Below are 23,192 nucleotides of genomic sequence, written 5' to 3' on the forward strand. Positions count from 1 at the left end.
GCGGTGCGCGGGTGGGCTCGGGAGGGCTGGAGTTGCCTCCTGGTGACGAGGGTCACGAGGGGAACTCCACAGATGTCCCACCCGGCGCGGTGTCCCTGGCGCGGCCGATGGAGATGGGATCCATTGGACCGGAACTGGACTGGGGCGCCGACGCCTGGCGTGAGGTGCGTACGCGCGCCCAGCGAGCCGGCCGTGCCTATATCTGGCTGAACCTGGTCGAACAGCGGCTGCGCGCGGTCGTGGCCGCTGTTCTGCGTCCCATCTACGAACCCGTCCACGGCGACGAATGGGTGGTCGCCGCCGCCGGACCCGCCGGGCAGGAGTGGGTGCAGCGCGCGGTCGCCGTACGCGAAGTCAGCCGCCGCAAGGGCTACTTGCTCGACCCGGCCGACGACAACGTGCTCAGCTTCCTCACCCTGCCGCAGCTGCGCGAGCTCATGGTGCAGCACTGGCCGTGCTTCGAGCCCTACTTCGACGAGCGCCGGGACGTCGAACTCGCGCTGGACGAACTGGAAGTCACCCGGAACGTGGTCTCCCGCAACCGGGCCCTGTCCGAGGCGGTCCTCGGGCAGGCCGAGCGCGCCGCGGCGAAGCTCCTGGAGATCCTCGGCGCCGGCAGCGAGGTGCCCTCCGCGCGCCGGCTGCCCGTCGACGCCGTCGAGGACCTGGTCGGCGACCGCTACGCGGACGTGGTCGGCGTGCACTCCGACCGGGTGCGGCTGCTGCGCCAGTTCCCCGCCGAGGACCTCTTCGGCGGCGCCCGCCGCCTCGACGCCATCGGTATCGGTCTGAACCTGCTGGTGCAGAACTTCTCCGGGCGGCGGCTCGTACGCCTCGCCGAGTCGGGCTGCCGGGTGCGGCTGCTCTTCCTGAACCCGGCGTCCAGCGCCGTCAAGCGGCGCGAGCGTGAACTCGGCCTCAAACGGGGCGAGTTGAGCCGGGCCGTGGAGATGAACATTCTGCACATGCGGCGGGTGCGGGCCCGACTGCGCGACCCCGGCGCGTTCGAGATCCAGGTGTACGACGAGACGCCGCGCTTCACGGCGTACCTCGTCGACGGGGACGGCTCCGACGGCATCGCGATCGTGCAGTCGTATCTGCGCCGCGCCCGCGGTATGGAGGCACCGGTGCTGGTGCTGCGAGGCGGCGGCCGGGTGGTCAAACCGGACGAGAGCGATGAAGAGGGTCTTTTCTCCATATATCGCGAGGAGTTCGAGGTGGCTTGGGCGGATTCGCGGCCGGTGTCCTGAAGTGTCGCCCCGAACGGGGCCGTGACGTGGTGTCCGGCGCGGGAAGCGGAACGCGGTCCTCGGACTGTCAGTGGCTCGTGCGATCGTGGAGACCACTGGGGGAAAGCACCACGAAGAAGGGGGGCCGCCCATGGGCTGGCACCGGGAGCTGCTGATCGGCTTCGACCTGGAGACGACCGGGACCGATCCGCGCGAGGCGCGCATCGTCACGGGTGCCGTGATCGAGGTCAAGGACGGAGAGCCGATAGGGCGCCGTGAGTGGCTGGCCGATCCGGGCGTGGAGATTCCGGCGGACGCGGTGGCGGTGCACGGGATTTCCAACGAGCGGGCGGCCGCGGAGGGCAGCCCCGCCGACCAGGTCGCCGACGCGATCGCCGGCGTCCTCACGGGGTACTGGAAGAGCGGCGTCCCGGTCGTGGCGTACAACGCGGCCTTCGACCTGACCCTGCTCTCCGCAGAACTGCGCAGGTACGGGCTGCCGTCGCTGCGCGAGCGGCTCGGCGGGACGGACCCCGCACCGGTCGTCGACCCGTACGCGATCGACCGCTCCGTCGACCGCTACCGCCGCGGCAAGCGCAACCTCGAAGCGGTCTGCACGGAGTACGGCGTGTCGCTGGACTCCGCCCATGACGCCTCGGCCGACGCCCTCGCCGCGGCTCGGCTCGCCCGTGCGATAGCCGACCGCCACCCGAAGGTCGCGGCCCTCGGCCCGGCGGAGCTGCACCGCCGCCAGATCGAGTGGTACGCCGAGTGGGCGGCCGACTTCCAGAGCTTCCTGCGCCGCAAGGGAGAGACGGACGCGGTGGTCGACGGGACATGGCCGATGAGGGACCTGGCGGACCAGCAGGTCTAGGGCCTCTCGGGCGGACAGGCCCTCGGGTCAGAAGGGGTACCAGCGCACGGTCTCGTCCCCGTCCCGCAGCGACGCCACCCGTCGCTCGAACTCGGCCAGGGCCTTCGGGTTGCTCGGCGCGTGCTGGGCGACCCAGGCGCAGCTCGCGGTCTCGCGGGCGCCCCGGAGCACGGAGCAGCCCTCCCACGCGCGCACATCCCAGCCGTAGACCTCGGTGAAGGAGTCGTACGCCTCGGCGGGCAGCCCGTAGCGGTCGCGGGAGAGCGCCATGACCACCAGGTCGTGCTCGCGCAGATCGGCGGAGAAGGTCTCCAGGTCGATCAGGACCGGGCCGTCGGGACCCACGTGCACATTGCGGGGCAGCGCGTCGCCGTGGATCGGGCCCGGCGCCAGGTGCGGGGTGAGCGCGGCCGCGGCGTCCGCGAAGCCGTCGCGCCGCGCCCGCAGGTACGCCGCGTCCGCCGGGTCGATCGCCTCGCCCGCGAGCCGCAGCCAGCGCTCCACCCCGCCCAGCAGCTCGCGGGGCGGAAGAGGGAAGGAGGGGGAGGGAAGCGCATGCACCACCCGTAGCAGTTCGGCCAAATCCCGTGGCTCGGCGGGGCGTACGGGATCGGGCAGCCGGTGCCACACCGTCACCGGGTGACCGTCCACCAGCCGAGCCTCTGTCTCGGCCGCCCGCACCGCGGGGACGCCCGCCTCGGCGAGCCAGGCCGCGATGTCCAGTTCCCGCCGGGCACGGTCGAGGAGCTCGGCATCGCGTCCCACCTTGACCACCAGGTCACCGGCGGCCAACACCGCGTTCTCGCCCAGGGCGAGGAGCGTCGCGTCCCGCGCCTGCCCGGGCAGTACCTCCGCCGCGGCCAGTACGTCCCGCGCCCGTGCCTCGTCCATCCTTCGCCTCCGTGTCCTCGCGCACAGCCCGTGTACGACCCTCGTGTACGACCTACGGGTAAGGCGTCACGTTCCCGCCATCCGTCGGCCAGTGTCGCATTCGCACAGGTCGGACCGCGTGCGAGGTGTCTTGACGACCTCCATCTCCCTCAGGACCATGACGGGGGCCGCCGGGGTGGCCAGACCGCCATGAGTCGCGCGAAGGAGCCGATTCCATGACATTGGCGAGTGCGACCAGGCGGCCGACGACGCGCACGCCCGATGCGGGCGGGAGACGGCGCCCCGTCGACCACGGGGCCTGGTTCCTGGTGCTGCCCGCGCTGATCCCGATCCTGGTGCTCAGCGTCGGACCGCTGCTCTACGGGATCGGGCTGGCGTTCACCGACGCGCAGTCGGGCCGGACCGCGCCCACACGGTGGATCGGGGCGCTCAACTTCCAGGACCTGCTGCACGACACCCTGTTCTGGGACTCGTTCCGGATCGGACTGCTGTGGGCGGTCGGGGTGACCGTGCCGCAGTTCCTCCTCGCCCTGGGCCTCGCTCTTCTTCTCGACCAGGACCTCCGCTTCCGTCCGCTCGCCCGCGCCCTCGCGATCATTCCCTGGGCCATGCCCGAGGTCGTCGTCGGCATCATGTGGCGGCTCGTCTACAACCCCGACGCGGGCATCCTCAACGAGACCCTGCGCGACCTCGGCCTCGGCGACGGCCACGACTGGCTGAGCGGTCTCGGCACCGCCCTGCCCGCGGTGATCGTCGTCGGCGTCTGGGCGGGCATGCCGCAGACCACGGTCACACTGCTGGCAGGACTGCAGAACACCCCGCGCGAGCTCCACGAGGCGGCCGCGATGGACGGCGCGGGCGCCTGGCGCCGCTTCCTGACCGTCACCTGGCCCGCCCTGAGACCGGTCGCCCTCGCCATCACGGCGCTGAACTTTATTTGGAACTTCAATTCCTTCGCCCTGGTCTATGTGCTGACCAACGGCGGACCCGGCGGCCGGACCCGGCTCCCCATGCTCTTCGCCTATGAAGAGGCCTTCCGCTACGGGCAGTTCGGCTACGCGGCGGCCATGGGGTGCGTGATGGTCGCGGTGATCTCGGTGTTGCTCGCGATCCGGCTGGCAGGCCGGCTGAAGGGAGACGAGGACGGGTGAAGACCCGCAAAGGGGCCCGCGCGGGCCAGTACCTCGCCCTGCTCGCCTATCTCGTCTTCCTGGCCTTCCCCTTCCTGTGGCTGATCTCCACCGCGTTCAAGCCGGCCCGCGAGCTGGCGAGTCTCCACCCCACCTGGATCCCCCGGAGCCCCACCCTCGCCAACTTCCGCCAGGCCTTCGACGAGCAGCCACTGCTGCACGCAGCGCTCAACTCCCTGCTCGCGGCCCTCGGCGCGGCGGTCGTCGCCGTAGTGATCGCGACCCCCATGGCCTACGTCATGGCGCGCCACCGCACCCTGCTCGCGAAGGCCGCCACGGGATGGGTCGTGGTCAGCCAGGCGTTTCCCTTCGTGCTCGTGATCATCCCGCTGTTCCTGGTCCTGAAGAACCTGAGGCTGATCGACTCACTGACCGGGCTGATCACGGTGTACGTGGTGTGGGCGCTGCCGTTCGCGCTGTGGATGCTGGTGGGGTACGTACGGGCGGTGCCCGCCGAGCTGGAGGAGGCGGCGGCGGTCGACGGGGCGGGAAGGGTGCGCACGCTCGTCTCCGTCACCGCTCCGCTGCTCGCGCCCGGCATCGTGGCGACGGCGCTGTTCGCGTTCATCAGCGCGTGGAACGAGTTCTTCTTCGCGCTCGTGCTGCTCAAGACCCCGGAGAAACAGACCCTCCCGGTCGTCCTCACCCACTTCATCGGGGCGGAGGGGGTCGCGGACCTCGGCCCGCTCGCCGCGGCGGCGACCCTCGCGACCCTGCCGTCCCTGGTCGTCTTCGCGATCATCCAGAAACGGATCACGGGCGGCGTGCTCGCCGGGGCGGTGAAGAGCTGATGCGCGGGAAGCCGATGCGCGGGAAACCGATGGACGGGAGGCTCGTGCGCGGGAAGCCGGTGCGCGCGAGAGGATGCGTCGCGCTGGTCATGGGGCTGCTGCTCCTGCTGGGCGTGGGCTGCTCCGGCGGCGGCAGCGGATCGCGGGACGGCCGGATCACCCTGCGCTTCCAGTCCCTGGCCTGGCAGCAGGAGTCCGTCGCCGCGAACAAGGCGCTGGTGAAGGAGTGGAACACCACTCATCCGGGCGTCAAGGTCGAGTACGTCCAGGGCAGTTGGGACAGTGTCCACGACCAGCTGCTCACCTCCTTCGAGGGCGGTGAGGCGCCGGACATCATCCACGACGCCTCGGACGACCTCGCGGACTTCGCCTACGGCGGCTATCTCGCCGATCTGCGCACCCTGCTGCCCGCGCGGCTCAAGTCCGAGATCCCGCTGCACACGTGGGACACCGCGACTTTCGGCGACGGGGTCTATGGCGTGCCCTTCCTCCAGGAGCCACGCGTCCTGATCGCCAACGCCGGATGGCTGAAGGCGTCCGGCGTCCGCATTCCCACGCCCGAACGGCCCTGGACCTGGGACGAGTTCCGGGCGATCGCGAAGCGGCTGAGCGGCAAGGGCAGGTACGGCGTCGCCTGGCCGCTGAAGGAACCCGTCTCGGCGACGCTCAACCTCTCCCTCTCCAACGGCGGACAGCTGTTCCAGCGGGGCGCCGACGGCAAGGTGACCGTCCGCTTCGACGCGGCCGACGCGGTGGTCCCGAGGACCGTGCACGACGAGGTGAACACGGACCGGAGCGCCGCCGGCGCCACGCTCGGCATGGGCGGCTCCGACACACTGCCCGGCTTCTTCGGCGGGAAGTACGCGATGGTGCCGCTCGGGTTCTCCTACCGCCAGCAGATCGCGCAGCAGGCGCCGAAGGGCTTCGACTGGCAGGTGCTGCCCGCCCCGGCCGGCGCGGACGGGCTCACCCAGGGCGTCAGCCCGCAGACCCTGTCCATCGCCGCCGACAGCCCGCACAAGAAGGAGGCCGCCGCGTTCATCGACTTCCTGCTCCGGCCGCGGAACATGGTCCGCCTCGCCCTCGGCGACTGGATGCTGCCCACGGCGACCGAGGCGCTCAAGGACCCCGCCCTGCACACCACCAAGGACGGCTGGGCGACCGGCGCCGCCCTCGCCGCCCACCTTCGCCCGGCCCCCGCCCAGTCCGTGCGCGGCTATCCCGAGTGGAAGGACAAGGTGGCGACCCCCGCGTTCCAGGAGTACTACAGCGGGGCGATCGGGCTCGCCGAGCTCAGAAAGCGGCTGGTGAAGGACGGGAACCTGGTGCTGGCCCGCTATCAGAGGTGAGTGCTCAGGGTCAGAGGTGACTGGTCGGGGTCAGAGGTGAGTGGTCAGGGCCGGTACCGAGGCGGCGGTGGCCGCCGTCGCGAACGGAAACAAGTTGAACGAGACGTCTCGTCTCGCCTAAGGTCGTTCGCATGACCATCCGCCCCGCCCACATCGCCATGTTCTCCATCGCCGCCCATGGGCACGTGAACCCGAGCATCGAGGTGATCCGCGAGCTCGTGGCGCGCGGTCACCGCGTGACGTACGCGGTTCCGCCCGCCTTCGCCGAGAAGGTCGCCGAGACGGGGGCCGAGCCGAGGCCCTGGCACTCGACCCTGCCCACGGACGACGACCCGGAGGCATGGGGGACCGAGCTGATCGACAACATCGAACCGTTCCTGACCGACGCGCTGCAGGCCGAGCCGCAGCTCGCGGCGGCCTACGAGGGTGACGAACCGGACCTCGTCCTGTACGACATCACCGCGTACCCGGCCCGGGTGCTCGCCCACCGCTGGGGCGTCCCGATCGTGCAGCTCTCCCCGAACCTCGTCGCCTGGGAGGGGTATGACGAGGAGGTCGGCAAGCCGCTGTTCGAGCCGCTCAAGCGGACCCCGCGCGGCAAGGCGTTCTACGACACCTTCGCGCGCTGGATCGCGGAGAACGGCATGGACCTGAGCGTCGAGGACTTCATGGGCCGCCCCGACCGGTGCCTCGTCCTCATCCCCAAGACGCTCCAGCCGAACGCCGATCGCGTCGACGAGAAGCGGTACACCTTCGTCGGCGCCTGTCAGGGCGACCGCGCCGCGCAGGCGGACTGGCGGCGGCCCGCGGACGCCGAGAAGGTGCTGCTCGTGTCGCTGGGCTCCACCTTCACCAAGCAGCCCGCCTTCTACCGCACGTGCGTCGAGGCCTTCGGCGGGCTGCCGGGCTGGCACGTCGTGCTCCAGATCGGCAGCTTCGTCGACCCCGCGGAGCTGGAGGAGGTGCCCGGCAACGTGGAGGTCCACCCGTGGGTGCCCCAGCTCGCGATCCTCCGCCAGGCCGACGCGTTCATCACGCACGCCGGTGCGGGCGGCAGCCAGGAGGGGCTGGCCACCGGCACCCCGATGGTCGCCGTACCGCAGGCAGTCGACCAGTTCGGCAACGCCGACATGCTGCAGGCGCTGGGCGTGGCCCGCCACCTGCCGATGGCGGAGGTCACGGCCGAGACCCTGCGGGAGGCGGTCCTCGCCCTGGTCGAGGACCCAGAGGTGGCGCGTCGCCTACGGGAGATCCAGGAACGCTCGGCGGGAGAGGGTGGCACCGGGCGGGCGGCCGACCTCATCGAGGCGGAACTGCGCCTGCGCCAGGCGTAGACCCGACGCACGGCAACGTGGCCGAGGCATGTGCGCCCCGGCCACGTACGACCTCACCGTGCGGAGATCAGACGCCCACCTTCTCGCCCTCGACCGCCGGCGGTCCGGACGCGGCCTCCGGCGACTCGTCGTGGGTGAGGTCCGGCAGCCGGTTCAGCCACTTCGGCAGATACCAGTTGCGCTCGCCGAGCAGCGCCATCACGGCCGGCAGCAGCACCCCTCGGATGATCGTCGCGTCGATGAGCACCGCGGCCGCCAGGCCCACACCCATCTGCTTCATGGACTGCATGGACAGCGTCCCGAAGATCGCGAAGACGGCGACCATGATGACGGCGGCGCTGGTGACGACACCGGCCGTCGTGACCACCCCGTGCCGGATCGCGTCCTTGGTGTCCCGGCCCCGCAGCCGCGCCTCACGGATCCGCGAGACCACGAACACGTGGTAGTCCATCGAGAGCCCGAAGAGGATCACGAAGAGGAACAGCGGCAGCCAGGTGATGATGGCGCCCACGCCCTCCGCGCCGACCAGCGAGGCGCCCCAGCCGTGCTGGAAGACGGCGACCAGGATGCCGTAGGCCGCCGCGACCGACAGGAGGTTGAGCACGATCGAGGTGATCGCGATCGTCAGCGAACGGAACGAGAGCAGCATCAGCAGGAAGGCGAAGACGACCACGAACGCGAAGACCGGGGCCACCGAGCCCAGCAACTGGTCGCTGAAGTCGTGCGATCCGGCGACCTGTCCGGTGATCGGCGCCTGGACGCCGTCGACCTTGCCGAGCGTGTCGGGCCGCACCTTGTCGCGCAGCAGCTGAAGGCTCTTCTCCGCCTTGTCCTGGTCGGAGCCGCCCACGAGGGGCACGTACACGAAGGCGACGTTCTGCGCCGCGTGCACCTTGATGTCGACCGGGCCGCGCGAGGCGCCCGAACTGATGGCCTGGGTACGGAAGTCGGCGAGCGCGGACTTCACGTCGGCGGCGTTGATGTCGTGCGCCTTGACGACCACCTCGGCCGGCTCGGAGCCGCCCGGGAAGGCGTCGTTGACCCGGTTGTACGTCCCCACGATCGGCAGCGAGTTGCCGAACTCCTTGTCCAGCGTCAGCTGTTGCGTCTTCATGCCGAGGGCGGGAGCGGCGATGGCCAGCAGCGCACCGGCCGCGACGACCAGCGAGACGGCGGGCTTGGCGAGCACGACCCGCAGCACCGCGCTCCAGAACCGGCTGCCCTCCTCGGCGGACCGGACACGCTTGCCCCTGGCACGCCGCTTGTCCGGGTGCAGGAACGGCAGGCGGCCCTTCTCGACCCGCTCGCCGAGCAGCGAGAGCAGCGCGGGCAGCACGGTGACCGAGCCGACCATGGCGACCGCCACGACCATCAGCGAGGCGAGCCCCATCGCCTCGAACTCGGCGAGCCCGGTGAAGAGCATGCCGGCCATCGCCACGCACACCGTGACACCGGAGACGACGATGGCGCGGCCACTGGTGGCGGCGGCGATCCGCAGCGCGGCACCGGCGTCCCGGCCGGCCTCGCGCTCCTCGCGCTCACGTCGCAGATAGAACAGGCAGTAGTCGACGCCGACGGCCAGACCCACCAGGAGCATCACGGAGTTGGCGGTGTCGCTCATCGGCTGGAGGTGGCTGACGATGCCCATCAGGCCCATCGTCGCCATGATCGCGGTGAGCGCGAGCGCCACCGGGAGCAGCGCCGCCACCAGGGCGCCGAAGGCGATCAGCAGAATGCCGAGGGCCACCGGCACCGCGGAGTACTCGGCCTTCTTGAAGTCGTCGCCGAACGCGTCGGCGAAGGTCTTCTGCATGCTGGCGCCGCCGATCTCCTCGATCCGCAGCCCCGCGTGGTCCTTCTGGACGCCCTTGACGGCGTTCAGCACCGGCTCGACGCGGTCGCCCGCGGTGTCCGCGTCGCCCCGCATGTCGAACTGCACGAGCGCGCTGCGCCCGTCCCTGGAGATCGTCTTCGTGTCGTACGGGGAGGTCACGTCCGTGACCTTGCCGGTCCCCTCGACGGCCTTGACGACGGCGGTGACGGCGGCGCGGAAGTCGGCGTCCGTCGCCTTGACGCTCGCGTCCTTCCCCTGGATCAGGACGCTCTCACCGGCCGGGGCCTTGATCCCCGAGTCCTCGATGATCTTCGCGGCGGTGTGCGTCTCGCCCTTGAGCTGATCGCTCTCCTTGACGTCGACGCGGCCCGCCGCCGAGCCGAGCCCCATCGCCAGGACGACGAACAGCACCCAGATTCCCACGGCGGCCCATCGGTGCCGGGCGCTCCAGCCGCCTGCCCGCGCGGCGATGCCCCGCACCCGTATGTCTCCGTTCCCCATGACGGGCCAGCCCCCTTGTGCACGGTGACAGCCCCCTGCCGTCACCTCTGCTTATGAAGGTAGGCGCCGGATAAGAACGTCTCCTCGTGCTGCCCGGTGAACCCTGGGACCCCCGGCTCCTCCCCGCGGACCCCGTCGCCTCCGCACTGGGGAGGACAGGGGCCCCTTACACCTATCCGGGCCTCTCGGGGATCCGGATCAGGGTGCGGCCGCCGATCGGGACCGGGGTGCGGGTGTTGATCCGCCTGGGCCCGACGGCCGTCCTATGGTGTGCGGATGACGACGACGTACGCGGCACTGCTGCGCGGGATCAACGTGGGCGGCAACAAGAAGGTGCCGATGGCCGAGCTCCGCACACTGATCGAGGAACTCGGCCACGGCGACGTGCAGACGTATCTCCAGAGCGGCAACGCCGTCTTCTCCACCGACCGGGGGGACGAGGTCGCCCTGGCGGCCGAGTTGGCCGAGGCCATGGAGAAGCACTTCGGCTTCGGCGTCGGTGTACTGGTCCGCGACCACGCCTATCTGAAGGCCGTACGGGAGGCGTGCCCGTTCCGGGCCGCCGAACTGGAGGCCAAGCAGTTGCACGTCACCTACTTCTCGGGCCCCGTCGACCCCGAGCGCTTCGCCTCGGTCGACCCGGCGGTGTTCCTGCCGGAGGAGTTCCGCCTCGGCGACCGGGCGCTCTATCTGTACGCCCCCGACGGCCTGGGACGCTCCAAGCTCGCCGAGGCCCTGTCGAAGCCGCGGCTCCTCAAGGGCGTCACCGCCACCACCCGCAACTGGAACACGGTCGTCAAACTCGAGGAGCTGACCGGTGCCTGAGCACAACCCCGCCGTGGAGGCCGCCATCGTGGGCGAACTGAGCCTGCTCGACGCGGAGGTCCGCCGCTCGCCGGAGCGGATGGGAGCGCTGCTCCACCCCGACTTCTACGAGTTCGGCTCCTCCGGGCGGCTGTGGGACCGCGCTTCGGTCCTCACCGAACTGACCTTGCTGGCGCAGCAGGGGTCGCGGCCCATCACCACGTCGCGGATGAAGGGTGTCCAGCTCGCCCCGGACCTGGTCCACCTCACCTTCGACACGGAGGACGACAATGGCCTCCGGGTGCACCGGAGTTCGCTGTGGCGGCGGACGGAGGACGGCTGGCGCCTGTACTTCCACCAGGGCACACCGTTCAGGTCCGACCCAGAGTGACCTTTCGTACGCCCTTGTAGGTGGTGTACGAGACGATCTCGTCCGGGACCGTCAGCCTCGGGTCCCGGTACACGCGCCGCACCTCGTCCTCGCTGCCGGCCGCGGCGACGGAGTCGATCAGGGCGAGCTCGTCCGCGTCGAGCGCGGCGTCGTCGAGGATCTCAGGGCCCCAGGCGTCCCAGGGCAGGAGCTCGACACCGTTGAGGGCGGCCAGGTCGCGCAGGACGTCGGCGCGGACGAACCACAGGCCGTGATACGACAGGCCCTCGATCCCGTTGAGGTCGAACACGCCGAACCTCCCGGGGTCGGCTCCTCCCTCACGGCACGCCCGCCAGGCGTCCCCGGCCACCAGGAACTGGTCGCGGGGCACATCCATCGGGTCGAAGTCGATGTCGTACTCGTGGTGGACCTGGGGGTCGGCCAGCCGCCAACTGCCGTCCGGCAGACGGTACTCGGTGACCCAGTGGTCGGCGTAGTACGCGTCGAAGTACCGGGCGAAGCCGCAACGGAGCCGGGCGGCCGTCCCCGTGGCCCGCAGGAGGGAGCAGTGCAGCAGCGCGAAGTCCCGGCACGTGCCCACGAACCGCTCCGCGGGCGCCCTCCGTTCGGTGAGCGGCGCGGCTCCGCGCTCTGTCAGGATCCGCAGGAGCCGCGCCGCGTACCGCGACTCCGCGTCCTCGTGCAGCCGCTTCTCGGGGATGGCGTGGTCGAAGCGCCACCCCTCGCCCCGATGAATGATCAGATCTCTGACGACACGGGCGAGTTGACCCGGATCACGGGGCAGTCCGTCGATGTCCAGGGCGTCGCCCGGATCGCTGTACGGCGTCTGCTTCAGGTACTGGTCCATGCCCGGGAGCCTCGTCCTTGCCCCAGGGGCAGGGTCAACCCAGCGCTGCCATGTCCTCGGCGGTGAGCCGCACCGCGCTCGCGTCGAGGTTCTCCTCCAGATGGGCGAGGGATCCCGTGCCCGGGGTCGGGCAGAGCACCGGGGAGCGGTGCAGCAGCCAGGCCAGGGCGATCTGCCCCGGTGTCGCCCCGTGCGCGGCGGCGATCCGGGCGCACTCGGGGTCGGCGGTGAGGGAGCCGTTGCCCAGCGGGAACCAGGGCAGGAAGGCGATGCCGCGCGCCTCGCACAGTTTCAGCAGCGGCTGCGAGTCGCGGTCGAGCAGGTTGAATCGGTTCTGGACCGAGGCGATGTCGGTCAACTCCAGTGCCTCTTCCAGCTGTTCGGCGGTGACCGTGTCGAGCCCGATGTGCCGGATCTTGCCCTCCGCGCGCAACTCGTCGAGCGTGCCGAGCTGTTCGGCCATCGGTACGGCCGGGTCGAGCCGGTGCAGCTGGTACAGGCCGATCGTGTCGAGCCGCAGCCGCCGCAGGCTCGCCTCGCACATCGCCCGCAACCGCTCGGGCCGCCCGTCGACGTGCCAGGCACGGTCGCCGGTGCGCACGACGCCGCCCTTGGTCGCGATCAACAGGCCCTCGGTGTACGGGTGCAGGGCCTCGGCGACCAGCTCCTCGGCGATCGCGGGACCGTAGTTGTCGGCGGTGTCGACGAGGGTGACCCCGCGGTCATCGGAGCGGGAGCGGTCGGCGGGGCCATCGGCGGCCGGCTGGCCGAGGCCGGCCACGAGGTGGCACTGGTCGCGCGGGGAGCGCACTACGAGGCGCTGCGCGCGCACGGGCTGCGGCTCATGACCTCGGAGGGCATGCGTACGCACCGGCTGCCCACGTTCGACGGGCCCGCGGCGCTCGGAGAGCTGCGCGCCGACGACGTACTGGTTCTGGCGGTGAAGACGCGGGACAGCGAGGCGGCCCTGGAGGCATGGGGTCCGCCCCCCCCGTGGAGGGCGGCGGCACGGCCGCCATGGGGGTACCCCCTGGTCGAGCGGAGTCGAGAGCTTGGGGGAGGCTGCCGCTGGTCTGCGCGCAGAACGGGGTGGAGAGCCCCCGGATCGCGCTGCGCCGCTTCCGGCGGGTGTACGGCGTCTGCGTCTGGCTGACCGGCGAGGAGGGCCTGGCGCTCTACGCGCGGGTGCGCGCGGAGGGCGAGGCGGTGCTGACCGCCGCCGGCATCGCGTACACCGGCGAGGAGGAGCAGAAGAAGGCCCGCGACAACAAGACCCGGTTCGACCCCTTCGACGGCTCCGAACGCGGCGGCGGCTCCTCCTGGCAGTCCCTCGACCGCGGCACCGGCATCATCGAGGCCGACTACCTCAACGGCGAGATCGCCCTTCTCGGCAGGCTGCACGGCGTACCGACCCCGCTCAACGAACTGCTCCAGCGGCTCGCGAACACCTTCGCGCGCGAGCGCAGGGCGGCGAGGTCTTTGTCGGTCGCGGAGCTCGTACGCCTGGCCGACGAGGCTGTCGCGTTTGTTCAAGAGGAGCGCGCACCGCGTCCCTAGCGTGGAGGGCATGAGCAATCCGTACAAGAACGTGCACCCGTACATGGTGGAATGCGCCGCCGAGGCCGCCCGCGTGGCCGGCGGTGTCACGCCGGCGCAGCTGGCTGCGCCCGGTCCCACGCACTGCCCGGACTGGGACCTGCGCACCTTGGTGAACCACTGGGTCCTCTACACCTCGCACGGCCTGGAGCACCGTGCGCTGCGCAAGCAGCTCTCCGAGGAGCTGACCGGCCGTGACTTCACGGCGGATCCCGGCTGGGCGCGGGCGTACGCCGAGCAGCTCGACCGTGCCGTGGCCGCCTGGGACGACCCCGAGGTGTGGGAGGGCGAGGTCGAGCTCGGGACGGCGAAGATGCCCGCCGCCGACATCGCCTCGATGATCGTCAAGGAGATGGCGGTGCACGGCTGGGACGTCGCGACGGCCACCGGCCAGGAGTTCCGGATCTCGGACGGCGCGGCCCGGTTCGTCCTGGACGTCGTCGACACGCACGCCGAGCTCTACCGTCAGTACGACGGCTTCGCCGACCCGGTACCGGTGTCCGACGACGCATCCGTCTTCGAGCGCGCCCTCGCCCACAGCGGCCGGAATCCGCACCTGGCCCACCCCGCATTGGACCAGTGATTCAGAGCAGAATTGGATCGTGTCGCTGTGCCATTGACTGGCTAGCCTCGACGGTATGACGAACCCGAGGACGGACGACTCACCCACCCGCGTCGACTTCTACTTCGACCCGGCCTGCCCCTTCGCCTGGATCACCTCACGCTGGATGCTGGAGGTCGAGCGTGCCCGCCCGCTCGACCTCCGCTTCCGTGTGATGAGCCTCCACCTGCACAACCTGGGCAATGAACTCCACGACTGGTACCAGGAGTTGGTCGACAAGTCCGTCGGTCCCGTACGGGTCGCGGTGGCCGCCGCCGAACAACACGGCGACAAGGTGCTGCGCGACCTCTACACCGCCTTCGGCACCCGCATCCACGACCGGGGGGTCGAGGACTTCGACGCCGTGGTCGCCGACTCCCTCGCCGAACTGGGGCTTCCGGCCGAGTTGGCCGCCGCGGCCCACGACTGCGCGTACGACGAGGCGGTACGCCGCAGTCATGAGGCGGGCCGGGAGCCCGGCTCGGACGGCTATGTGGGGACCCCCACCCTCCACGTCGACGGAACGGTGTGGTTCGGCCCCGTCCTGCGGGCCGTTCCGCGGGGCGAGCGCGCGGCGGAGCTCTTCGACAGCTTCCGTGTCCTCGCCGCCCACCCGGACTTCTTCGAGCTCAAGCGGACGAGGACGGGAGGACTGTCCTTCGACTGAACAGCGGTCTGGAATATGAACGATGCTCGGATGAATGGGTGTCCACTAGAAGGGAGTTGGGCCGTTCTCTGTCGCATTCATTGACGATGGCACTTTATAGATCCTACCTTTCTTGGCGTTGGATACAGGCTGATCCCACGGGAGGGGAACATGCCCATGCGCCGAAGAGCCGCCCCCATGCGCCGAAGAGCCGCCTTAGTCACCCTGATCTCCACGGTCCTGGCCCTCGGAATTCCGGGCGCCGTGTCCTCCGCCCAGCCCGCGTCATCCGACCTCTACGTCTCACCGAGCGGGAACGACCACGCGAACGGCAGCGCCCGCCAGCCCGTACGCACCCTGGAACGCGCCCGTGACCTCGTCCGCAAGCGCGTCACGGGGATGAAGGGCGACCTGACGGTCCACCTCGCGTCGGGTACGTACCGGCAGACCGCACCCCTCACCCTCGACGGCCGGGACTCGGGCACCGGCGGCCACCAGGTGATCTGGCAGGGCACCGGGAACACCGTCATCAGCGGTGGCCGACAGGTCCAGGGCTGGAGCCAGGTCGCCGGGAGGCCGGGCCTGTGGTCCGCGCCCGCCCCCCAAGGCCTCACCGACACAAGGCAGTTGTACGTCGACGGGGTGCGCGCCCAGCGGGCCCGCGGGGCCGTGCCGGTGACCCTCACCCAGACCGCCACCGGGTACACGGCGTCCTCCGACACCCTCGCGCACTGGAAGCACCCCTCCGACGCCGAGTTCGTCTACACCAGCGGCGAGTCCCTGTGGAACGTCGAGCGCAACGGCCTGGGCCAGTGGACCGAGCCGCGCTGCCGCATCGCCGCCGCCGAGGGCACCACGATCACGATGGTCCAGCCGTGCTGGGACAACTCCAACAAGCGGGTCGAGTTCCCGGACATCCCCGGCCGCACGGTCAGCATGGTCGGGCCCGGCCACCTCACCAACGGCGGCAGGGCGACCTACGTCGAGAACGCCTACGAGCTCCTTGACCAGCCCGGCGAGTGGTATCTCGACCGCACCGCGCACCGGGTCTACTACCTGCCCCGCAAGGGCGAGAACCTCGCGCGCGCCGACGTCGAGGCGGCACAGGCCGAGAAGCTGATCGACGGACGGGGCACCGCCGACGCGCCCGTCCACGACCTCGCCTTCCGCGGCCTGCAGTTCAGCTACGCCACCTGGCTCACCCCCTCGGGGCCCGAGGGCTTCTCCGAGATCCAGGCGGGCTACACCATCACCGGAGAGAAGGGCTGGGCGACGCAGGGCCTGTGCCAGTACGTCGAGGGCGGCACCTGCCCCTTCGCGTCCTGGACCAGGATGCCGGGCAACGTCTCCTTCGCGTACGGGCAGCGCATCGCGTTCAGCGACGACGTCTTCGCCCATCTCGGCGCGTCAGGCCTCGACCTGGGCACCGGCTCGAAGGACTCCACGGTCGGCGCCAGCGTCTTCACCGACATCTCCGGCAACGGACTGGAGATCGGCTCAGTGGACGGACAGACCCCGGCCTCCGGAATCCAGGTGACGAACAATCACCTCTACGGACTGCCCCGCGAGTACCACGGCGGCGTGGCGATCCTCAACGGCTGGACCCAGCGCACCACGATCGCCCACAACCAGATCGACCACGTCGGCTACAGCGCCGTCTCCCTCGGCTGGGGCGGCTGGCCCGACAAGATCGGCGACCCGGCGACCCCCAACCCCAGCCACGACAACGCCGTCCGCGACAACCTGATCTTCGACTACATGCAGATGCTCGACGACGGCGGCGGCATCTACACCCAGGGACTGACGGGCACCTCCCTGGCCGACGGCGAGAAGGTCACCGGCAACGTCATCCACGACCAGTGGGGCCTGGGAAAGAACGTCTACACCGACAACGGCTGCACCTACGAGACGGTCGAGGGCAACGTCCTCTACAACGCCTCGTACGCCAACGTCGCCTCCCGTCACACCGACTACCGCGACACCCTCGGCAACAACGACCCGACCCTCGTCAAGGACAACTGGTGGGAGGAGGGAACCGCCGACGGCGACAACAAGGGACTGGTGACGACCGGCAACAAGATCATGGCGGCCCCGTCCGACGTACCGCCGGAGATCCTCGGCAACGCGGGACTCGAACCCGCCTACCGAGGACTGCTGAACCGCAGCGTCGGCGCCGTCTCCACCCCGGAGGCGCCCTCCCGCGTCGGTACGAGCACGGCGGGGGCCGACGCCCTGTACGTCACCTTCAACCCGAGCTTCGTGGACGGCGGTTCACCGGTGACGGGCTACACGGCGCGGGCGTACGACGCGTCCGGTCGCCAGGTGGGCGAACAGGCCATCGGCGCGGCCGAGTTCAAGCGCACGGCGGTCGTACGGATCGGCGGACTGCCCGCGCCGGCCGGCCCGCTCACGGTCACCGTCAGCGCGAGCAACGCCCACGGCACCAGTGCCCCGTCGCTCGCCTCGCTCCCGCTGACCCCGACGGCCGTGACCGCGCTGCCGGGCGCGCCGACCGGCCCCAAGCTGCGTACGGCGTCCACCGCGGCCACCGTCGCCTGGACCCCGCCGACGGCCACCGGCGACGCCAAGGTCGTCGGCTACCGGGTCACCGTCTCCGACGGCCGCGCCCCGATCGACGTCACGGGCCGGGACGTCCTGGTCGGCCAGCCCTCCGCGAAGGGCATGTTCCGGGTGATCGGAGGCCTCAGGCCGGGCACGTCGTACACCGTCACGATCGCGACGGTGACGGCGGCGGGCACCGGACCGGCGGTCACCGTGACGGCCACCACCAAGGCGTGAGAGTTCAGGCGCCGAGCGCCGCCGGCACCGGGACGCGTGCCTCGTCGTAGCGCTCCAGCAGGACCCGCGCCACCTCCGGTGCCGGGCCCAGTACGTCGGCCAGTACGTCCGCCTCGGCGGCGCCTCGGGCGATGCGGTCCGGGAGGAAGCCGGGGGCGAGGACGTAGGGGGCGACGGCGACACGTTCGCAGCCGAGGGCGCGCAGTTCGCGCACCGCGTCCTCGGTGCGTGGAAGGGATGCGGAGGCGAACGCGGGCCGCACGGCGCACCAACCGGTGTGCCGCCACTCCCGCGCGATTTCTGCGATCACCGCGATCGCCTCCGGGTCGGTGGACCCCGCGGAGGCCAGCACGACCCCCGTCGAGGACTTGTCGGCGGGGGTCAGGCCCGCCTCGTACAGCCGGCGTTCGAGCGCCGCCGTCAGCAGGGGGGAGGGGCCGAGCACCTCCGCCTGGTGGATGCGCAGGCGCGCCGGGGCCTCCCGCAGGACTGCCGGGATGTCCGCCTTCGCATGGAAGGCACGGGTGAGCAGGAGGGGAAGGGCGACCACATCGCGTACGCCCTCCGCCGCCAGGGACTCCAGCACCCCCGGCACCGAGGGGATGTTGAAGTCGAGGAAGCCGGTCTCCACGCGCAGGCCCGGACGCCGGGCCCGCACACGCCGCACGAGGGCGTGCACCGTCGCGGCATGACGCGGATCGCGGCTGCCGTGGGCGATGACCAGGAGGACCGGCTGACTCGTCATGGCTTGGCTCAGTTCTTCACCAGAAGACCGCGGCTGCGCAGCACCCACCGCTCCAGCGGGCTGAAGATCAGCAGGTCGATGGCGATACCGACGAACAGGATGAGGAAGATGGCGAGGAAGACCATCGACATGGAACTGGCGGTGCGGCCGTTCTCCAGCAGCTGACCGAGGCCGATGCCCAGGTCGGGGGAGGAGGCGATGATCTCCGCCGCCATCAGGGAGCGCCAGGAGAACGCCCAGCCCTGCTTCAGGCCGGCGAGATAGCCGGGCAGCGCGGCCGGCATGACGATGTGCCAGGTCCCGCGCAGTCCCGTCGCGCCCATCGTGCGGCCCGCCCGCAGGAACAGCGGCGGCACCTGGTCCACGCCCGACACCAGGCCGTTGGCGATGGACGGGACGGCGCCGAGCAGGATCACCGCGAACATCATCGAGTTGTTCAGGCCCAGCCAGATGACGGCCGGCGGCACCCAGGCCACGGAGGGCAGCGACTGGAGGCCGGAGAGGATCGGGCCGATCGCGGCGCGGACGAACTTCACGCGGGCCACCAGCAGACCCAGCGGGGTGCCGATCACCAGGGCGAAGAGGAACCCGAGCAGACCGCGCGAGACACTCGTCCAGATGTAGCCGAGCAGCGTGCCCTGCAGCCAGGCGTCCTTGACCTCGCCCCAGACGTCGGACGGTGAGGGCAGCTTGCTCGGGTCGGTGACGACCTTGAACGAGATCAGCGCCTGCCACACCACCAGCACCAGGGCGACGGCGACGAGCGGCGGCAGTATCTTCTCGACGAAGGTCTGGCGGAAGGACGGCCGGCCCGCATGCGCGGTCGTCTCCAGGGCGTCGAGGCCCGCTTCCAGGCCCGCCATGTCGCTGCCGGGGCTGTCCTTGACGGGCTGGTCGGCCGCGTCGGCCTTCGTCTCAGTGCTGGCCATGGCGGCGGATCTCCCCACGCAGTTGTTCGGTGATCTCGACGGACAGCTCCGCCACGGCCGCGTCCTCGATACGACGCGGCTGCGGGATGTCGACCCGCCACTCGTGGGCCACCCGGCCGGGGCGGGAGGACAGCAGGACGACCCGCTCGGCCAGCCGCACCGCCTCACGCACGTTGTGGGTGACGAAGAGGACGGACAGCTGGGTCTCGCGCCAGATCCGGGTCAGTTCGTCGTGCAGGACGTCCCGCGTGATGGCGTCCAGCGCCGCGAAGGGCTCGTCCATCAGCAGGATCTGGCTGTCCTGGGCGAGCGCGCGGGCCATCGCGACGCGCTGGCGCATACCGCCGGACAGCTCGTGCACCCGCTTCCCGTACGCGCCCTTCAGACGGACGAGTTCGAGCAGCTCCTCCGCCCGGTCGCGGCGCTCGGACTTCGCGACACCGCGCAGCCGCAGGGCGAGTTCGATGTTCTTGCCCGCGGTCAGCCACGGGAAGAGGGCGTGCTCCTGGAACATCAGGGCCGGGCGCCCGTTGGTCGTGATGCTGCCCGCGGTCGGGGCGTCGAGGCCCGCGACCAGGTTGAGCAGCGTCGACTTCCCACACCCCGAGGCCCCCAGGAGGGTGACGAACTCGCCCGGCGCGACATCGAGGGTGATGTCGTCGAGGACGAGCTGCTGCCCTGCCGGTCCGGCGAAGGACTTCGAGACATGCTCGATCCGGGCGGCGTGCTCCACCACTTCGGCGCCGTCGGCGGCCTTGGCGAGGGTCGTGGCCATGGTCGTCACCTCCTGGGAACTCATCGGTGTGGGTCCTTACTTGACGCCGAGACCGGCGTCGGCGACCGTGCTCTCGCCCGCGGCCCCCAGGACCTTGTTCAGGAGCGTGAGGTCGTAGATCCCGCTCAGGTCCGGCTTCTCCAGCAGGCCCGCCTTGACCGCGTGCTCCGCCTCGGTGTTGAGGGTGGAGGCCAGCGGGTCATTGGTGATCTGGATGGACTTCCAGGCCGGGTCGAGGACCTTCGCCGGGAGCTCCTTGCCGGAGTCGACCTTCAGCTGGGCGTTGGCCGCGGCCTTCGCCTGGTCGGGGTTGGCGTTGATCCACTTGTTGGTGTCGACCGAGCCCTTCAGCACGGCCTCGACGACCTTCGGGTGCTCCTTGAGGAACTTCTGCGACACGATGATGTTCGTGATCACGAACTTCTTGTCGGGCCACAGCGAGGCCTCGTCGAGCAGGACCTTGCCGCCCTCGGCGACCAGCTTGGACGCGGTCGGCTCCGGCACCCAGGCGCCGTCGATGGAGCCGGACTTGTAGGCGTCCGGGGTGATCTTGTTGTCCGTACGGACGACCGAGACGTCACCCTTGCCGCTCTGCGCGTCGACCTTCCAGCCCTGGTCCGCGATCCAGTTGAGGAACGCCACGTCCTGCGTGTTGCCGAGCTGCGGGGTCGCGATCTTCTTGCCCTTGACGTCCTTCAAGGACGTGATCTTCTTCGGGTTGACCACGAGCTTCACGCCGCCGGACGCCGAACCACCGATGATGCGCAGGCTCTTGCCCTGGGACTTGGTGAAGCCGTTGATCGCCGGCGAGGGGCCGATCCAGCCGATGTCGATCGAGCCCGAGTTCAGGGCCTCGATCTCGGAGGGGCCCGCGTTGAAGGTGGAGTACTCCGCCTTCGTGCCGCCCAGCGCCTTCTGGAAGAGGCCTTCCTGGCGGCCGACCAGCGCGGTCGCGTGGGTGAGGTTGCCGAAGTAGCCGATCTTCACGGTGTCGACACCGTCGATCTTCGAGGATCCGGCGGCGACCTTCTCCTTCGAGGAGGTGGAGTCCTTGGAGTCGGAGCCGTAGCTGCACGCGGCGAGCGCGAGCAGGGGGAGTGCGACGGCGGCGACTATGCCGCGGCGTACGAGGTTCGAGCGGATGGCAGGCACGGGAGGGGTTCCTCTCGTTGGCCCGGCGGTCACGATTTCAGGTCGTGGCCGGGAGGTCGGCAGGTCTTCGTCGTCGCATCCGGGACGTCGGGTGGGGGGACGGGGCGCGCAGGCAGTGCGCGTACGTCATTGCGCACATCGCGCCACTCCGCCCTGCCCGCTGCCGAGGGCGCCGCTGCCGACGCGGCCGCCCTCCTTGGCGAACGTGGAGTAGAAGTCGGTGGGTGTCATGTCAGAAGTCCCACCCGTCGTCGTCGCCCTCGTCCTTGACCGGCTGCGGTGCGGCGAACGACTCGCCGACCATGCCCGCGGTCAGCGTGGTGCCGTCCGCCGGGTCGATGAGGATGAACGCGCCGGTGCGCCGGGAGTCGGCGTACGAGTCGAGCGGAAGCGGTTCGGCGGCACGGATCTTGACGCGGCCGATGTCGTTGGCGACCAGCTGACCCGGGTGCGGGTGCAGCGACAGGTCGTCCAGTGTCAGCCGGGACGGGATGTCCTTGACGATCGCCTTCACCGTGCGGGTGCCGTGCTTGAGCAGCACCCGGTGGCCAACGGTGAGCGGCTGGTCGGCCACGTGGCAGACGGTCGCCTCGACGTCCTGTGTGGTCGGGGGAGCGTCCTTGCTCGGCACGATCAGGTCGCCGCGCGAGACGTCGATGTCGTCCTCCAGCAGGAGGGTCACCGACTGCGGGGTCCATGCCACGTCGACCGGCTTGCCCAGCAGATCGATCCCGGCGACCTTCGTGGTGCGCCCGGAGGGCAGCACGGTCACGCTCTCGCCGACCCGGAAGGTACCGGCGGCGATCTGACCGGCGTATCCCCGGAAGTCGGGGTGCTCGGCGGTCTGCGGGCGGATCACGTACTGCACGGGCAGACGGGCGTGGCAGTGCCCCAGGTCGTGGCTGACCGGGACCGTCTCCAGGTGTTCCAGGACCGTCGGGCCGCCGTACCAGTCCATGTTCGCGGAGGCGTCCACCACGTTGTCACCGGCGAGCGCCGAGATCGGGATCGCGGTGATCTCGGGAACGCCCAGCTCGGAGGCGTACGCCGTGAACTCCTCGGCGATCGCCGCGAAGACGGACTCCTTGTACTCGACGAGGTCCATCTTGTTGACGGCGAGGACCACGTGCGGGACGCGCAGCAGTGCGGCGACGGCCGCGTGCCGGCGGGTCTGTTCGATGACGCCGTTGCGGGCGTCGACGAGGACGACGGCCAGGTCGGCGGTCGAGGCGCCGGTGACCATGTTCCGGGTGTACTGCACGTGCCCGGGGGTGTCGGCGAGGATGAACCGGCGGCGCGCTGTGGCGAAGTAGCGGTAGGCGACGTCGATGGTGATGCCCTGTTCGCGCTCGGCGCGCAGGCCGTCGGTGAGGAGGGCGAGGTCGGGGGTGTCCTGGCCACGGCTCGCCGAGGCGCGCTCCACGGCTTCCAGCTGGTCCGTCAGGACCGACTTGGAGTCGTGCAGCAGGCGTCCGACCAGCGTGGACTTGCCGTCGTCGACGGAGCCGGCGGTCGCGAAGCGCAGGAGCGTGGTGGCCGACAACTGCTCGACCGACAGCGGCTCGGTGGGTTCGGTGGTGCTGGTCATGTCTAGAAGTACCCCTCGCGCTTGCGGTCTTCCATCGCGGCCTCGGACATCTTGTCGTCGGCGCGGGTGGCGCCTCGCTCGGTGAGGCGGGAGGCGGCGATCTCGGTGATCACGGCGTCCAGGGTGGTCGCGTCGGAGTCGACGGCGCCGGTGCAGGACATGTCGCCGACGGTCCGGTAGCGGACGAGCCGCTTCTCGACCGTCTCGCCGTCCTTCGGGCCGCCCCACTCACCGGCGGTCAGCCACATGTTCGACCGCTGGAAGACCTCACGCTCGTGCGCGAAGTAGATGTCGGGCAGTTCGATGTCTTCGCGGGCGATGTACTG

General features: G+C 70.6%; 19 protein-coding genes and 3 pseudogenes. 12 read left to right on the forward strand and 10 right to left on the reverse strand.

What is annotated here, in order from left to right:
* Positions 1-11: 11 nt before the first annotated feature.
* Positions 12-1,250: an SAV2148 family HEPN domain-containing protein gene (locus ACFZDJ_RS47265; protein ID WP_391068706.1), complete on the forward strand. Its 1,239-nt coding sequence runs from the start codon at positions 12-14 to the stop codon at positions 1,248-1,250.
* Between the two features lie 130 nt (positions 1,251-1,380).
* Positions 1,381-2,103 (forward strand): 3'-5' exonuclease, encoded by a 723-nt coding sequence (locus tag ACFZDJ_RS47270; RefSeq protein ID WP_168512218.1) that lies wholly within the window; start codon positions 1,381-1,383, stop codon positions 2,101-2,103.
* A 27-nt stretch (positions 2,104-2,130) separates the two neighbouring features.
* Here the strand turns inward: ACFZDJ_RS47270 and ACFZDJ_RS47275 are convergent, their stop codons facing one another.
* Positions 2,131-2,994, reverse strand: coding sequence for a phosphotransferase (locus tag ACFZDJ_RS47275; protein WP_391068711.1), 864 nt, complete (start codon positions 2,992-2,994; stop codon positions 2,131-2,133).
* Positions 2,995-3,209: 215 nt separating this feature from the next.
* On the opposite strand from ACFZDJ_RS47275, the gene ACFZDJ_RS47280 reads away from it, so the two are divergent.
* The 4 genes and pseudogenes from ACFZDJ_RS47280 (at position 3,210) to mgt (ending at position 7,658) form a co-directional block, all read left to right on the forward strand.
* On the forward strand, positions 3,210-4,145 hold the full coding sequence (locus ACFZDJ_RS47280; protein WP_391068714.1) for an ABC transporter permease subunit: 936 nt from the start codon (positions 3,210-3,212) through the stop codon (positions 4,143-4,145).
* Positions 4,142-4,975 (forward strand): ABC transporter permease subunit, encoded by an 834-nt coding sequence (locus ACFZDJ_RS47285; RefSeq protein WP_391068717.1) that lies wholly within the window; start codon positions 4,142-4,144, stop codon positions 4,973-4,975. The genes ACFZDJ_RS47280 and ACFZDJ_RS47285 overlap by 4 nt, the downstream gene beginning before the upstream one ends.
* 29 nt (positions 4,976-5,004) lie before the next feature.
* A complete protein-coding gene (locus tag ACFZDJ_RS47290; RefSeq protein WP_391068720.1) occupies positions 5,005-6,324 on the forward strand; it encodes an extracellular solute-binding protein in 1,320 nt (439 codons plus the stop codon).
* Positions 6,325-6,391: 67 nt separating this feature from the next.
* Positions 6,392-7,658, forward strand: a pseudogene (gene mgt / locus ACFZDJ_RS47295) (macrolide-inactivating glycosyltransferase).
* A gap of 67 nt (positions 7,659-7,725) precedes the next feature.
* Here the strand turns inward: mgt and ACFZDJ_RS47300 are convergent.
* A complete protein-coding gene (locus tag ACFZDJ_RS47300) occupies positions 7,726-9,993 on the reverse strand; it encodes an MMPL family transporter (protein WP_384909935.1) in 2,268 nt (755 codons plus the stop codon).
* 276 nt (positions 9,994-10,269) lie between these two features.
* Between ACFZDJ_RS47300 and ACFZDJ_RS47305 the strand changes: the two genes are divergently transcribed.
* Positions 10,270-10,818, forward strand: coding sequence for a DUF1697 domain-containing protein (locus tag ACFZDJ_RS47305; RefSeq protein WP_391068724.1), 549 nt, complete (start codon positions 10,270-10,272; stop codon positions 10,816-10,818).
* A complete protein-coding gene (locus ACFZDJ_RS47310; protein WP_168512232.1) occupies positions 10,811-11,188 on the forward strand; it encodes a DUF4440 domain-containing protein in 378 nt (125 codons plus the stop codon). The genes ACFZDJ_RS47305 and ACFZDJ_RS47310 overlap by 8 nt, the downstream gene beginning before the upstream one ends.
* Here ACFZDJ_RS47310 and ACFZDJ_RS47315 read toward each other — a convergent pair.
* Positions 11,169-12,035 (reverse strand): transglutaminase domain-containing protein, encoded by an 867-nt coding sequence (locus ACFZDJ_RS47315; RefSeq protein WP_391068726.1) that lies wholly within the window; start codon positions 12,033-12,035, stop codon positions 11,169-11,171. The two genes, ACFZDJ_RS47310 and ACFZDJ_RS47315, sit on opposite strands and share 20 nt — an antisense overlap.
* Before the next feature lie 34 nt (positions 12,036-12,069).
* Positions 12,070-12,816, reverse strand: a complete 747-nt coding sequence (locus tag ACFZDJ_RS47320) for an aldo/keto reductase (protein WP_391068729.1) — start codon at positions 12,814-12,816, stop codon at positions 12,070-12,072.
* On the opposite strand from ACFZDJ_RS47320, the pseudogene ACFZDJ_RS47325 reads away from it, so the two are divergent.
* The 4 genes and pseudogenes from ACFZDJ_RS47325 (at position 12,760) to ACFZDJ_RS47340 (ending at position 17,677) form a co-directional block, all read left to right on the forward strand.
* A pseudogene (locus tag ACFZDJ_RS47325) lies at positions 12,760-13,592 on the forward strand (ketopantoate reductase family protein). The gene ACFZDJ_RS47320 and the pseudogene ACFZDJ_RS47325 overlap by 57 nt on opposite strands.
* A gap of 10 nt (positions 13,593-13,602) precedes the next feature.
* Positions 13,603-14,214 carry a TIGR03086 family metal-binding protein gene (locus ACFZDJ_RS47330; protein WP_391068732.1) on the forward strand — a complete coding sequence of 204 codons (612 nt, stop codon included), beginning with the start codon at positions 13,603-13,605 and terminating at the stop codon, positions 14,212-14,214.
* Positions 14,215-14,269: 55 nt separating this feature from the next.
* Positions 14,270-14,899: a DsbA family protein gene (locus ACFZDJ_RS47335; protein ID WP_391068735.1), complete on the forward strand. Its 630-nt coding sequence runs from the start codon at positions 14,270-14,272 to the stop codon at positions 14,897-14,899.
* Positions 14,900-15,076: 177 nt separating this feature from the next.
* A complete protein-coding gene (locus ACFZDJ_RS47340) occupies positions 15,077-17,677 on the forward strand; it encodes a fibronectin type III domain-containing protein (protein WP_391068738.1) in 2,601 nt (866 codons plus the stop codon).
* A 4-nt stretch (positions 17,678-17,681) separates the two neighbouring features.
* On the opposite strand, the gene ACFZDJ_RS47345 is transcribed toward ACFZDJ_RS47340, so the two are convergent.
* The 6 genes and pseudogenes from ACFZDJ_RS47345 to ACFZDJ_RS47370 form a co-directional block, all read right to left on the reverse strand.
* Positions 17,682-18,422 carry a CbiX/SirB N-terminal domain-containing protein gene (locus ACFZDJ_RS47345; protein WP_390938210.1) on the reverse strand — a complete coding sequence of 247 codons (741 nt, stop codon included), beginning with the start codon at positions 18,420-18,422 and terminating at the stop codon, positions 17,682-17,684.
* Between the two features lie 8 nt (positions 18,423-18,430).
* Positions 18,431-19,351, reverse strand: a complete 921-nt coding sequence (locus tag ACFZDJ_RS47350) for an ABC transporter permease subunit (RefSeq protein ID WP_391068741.1) — start codon at positions 19,349-19,351, stop codon at positions 18,431-18,433.
* Positions 19,338-20,126: an ABC transporter ATP-binding protein gene (locus tag ACFZDJ_RS47355; protein WP_099925332.1), complete on the reverse strand. Its 789-nt coding sequence runs from the start codon at positions 20,124-20,126 to the stop codon at positions 19,338-19,340. Before ACFZDJ_RS47355 ends, ACFZDJ_RS47350 begins: the two co-directional genes overlap by 14 nt.
* 36 nt (positions 20,127-20,162) lie before the next feature.
* Positions 20,163-21,278, reverse strand: a complete 1,116-nt coding sequence (locus tag ACFZDJ_RS47360; RefSeq protein ID WP_390938206.1) for an aliphatic sulfonate ABC transporter substrate-binding protein — start codon at positions 21,276-21,278, stop codon at positions 20,163-20,165.
* A gap of 232 nt (positions 21,279-21,510) precedes the next feature.
* A complete protein-coding gene (locus tag ACFZDJ_RS47365; protein ID WP_391068744.1) occupies positions 21,511-22,866 on the reverse strand; it encodes a GTP-binding protein in 1,356 nt (451 codons plus the stop codon).
* 2 nt (positions 22,867-22,868) lie between these two features.
* Positions 22,869-23,192, reverse strand: a pseudogene (locus ACFZDJ_RS47370) (sulfate adenylyltransferase small subunit); the annotation flags it as partial.

Origin of the sequence: Streptomyces sp. NPDC007896 (genome assembly GCF_042959425.1) — a bacterium.
GTDB lineage: Bacteria > Actinomycetota > Actinomycetes > Streptomycetales > Streptomycetaceae > Streptomyces.